This is a genomic window from Mycolicibacterium austroafricanum (assembly GCF_902705885.1).
Taxonomy (GTDB): Bacteria; Actinomycetota; Actinomycetes; order Mycobacteriales; family Mycobacteriaceae; genus Mycobacterium; species Mycobacterium vanbaalenii_A.
Map to the genome: position 1 here is coordinate 1 of NZ_CACSIP010000072.1, position 1091 is coordinate 1091.

The window sequence follows — 1091 nt, forward strand, 5'->3', positions numbered from 1 at the left end:
TGTACCGACCACGGACGTTAGGGACGGCGTGGCGTGGTGACATGAAGAAGACCTCCGAGTGAAGTGCGAGCTGTCTAGGAACACACCACTCACTCTGGAGGTCTTCGTGGTCCACCGTAACGCCCCGCTGTCAGAAACCGGTCGCCTGCGCCTGGCTCGTTGCATTGTTGAGGACGGCTGGTCGCTGCGCCGAGCCGCCGAACGGTTCCAGGTCGCGGTCACCACCGCCCAGCGGTGGGCGCAGCGCTACCGCCAGGAGGGGCCGGCTGGGATGGCTGACCGCAGCTCACGGCCCCATCGCAGCCCCAATCAGACCCCGACGCGCACCGAACGCCGCATCATCAAAGTCCGGGTGCTGCGCCGGTGGGGCCCGGCCCGAATCGCCTATCTGCTGGGCCTCAACGTGTCCACGGTGCATCGGGTCTTACGCCGCTACCGAGTCGCGCGATTGCGATGGCTGGACCGCCCGACGGGGCGTGTCATCCGCCGAATGGAGTCCGCTGCTCCCGGCGATCTGGTGCATGTCGATGTCAAGAAACTCGGCAAGATCCCCGCCGGCGGCGGCTGGCGCAAACTGGGCCGCACGGCGGGCAACCGCAACTCCAACGCCGACAAGAGCAGCGGGGTCTTCAGCAAGTACCGCAACCCGGTGCGCGGCTATCACTTTCTGCACACCGCCCTTGATGCCCACTCCCGGCTGGCCTACTCGGAAATGCTGACAGATGAACGCAAAGAAACCGCCGCAGAGTTCTGGACCCGGGCCAACGCCTGGTTCCTAGAGAACGGCATCGCTGTGCGAAATGTGTTGACCGACAATGGCTCCTGCTACAGATCGCACGCGTTCCGTGATGCGCTCGGCGACATCAAGCATCGCAGGACCCGACCCTATCGACCGCAGACCAACGGCAAGGTGGAGCGATTTCACCGCACCCTTGCCGATGAATGGGCCTACGTGCGGCTCTACACCAGCGACGCCGAACGTTGCGCCGAGTTCCCGCTCTGGGTGCATCACTACAATCACCACCGCGGCCACACCTCACTCAAGGGTCAAGCACCCGCCAGCCGCTTACCTAACCTCTCAGGTCAGTACA

Annotated in this window: 1 protein-coding gene; it reads left to right on the forward strand. The window is 64.5% G+C overall.

The features are described 5' to 3' along the window. Window positions 1-106: 106 nt before the first annotated feature. On the forward strand, window positions 107-1091 hold a 985-nt coding region (locus BEMPMBAN_RS30905), incomplete at its 3' end, for an IS481 family transposase (protein WP_159235286.1).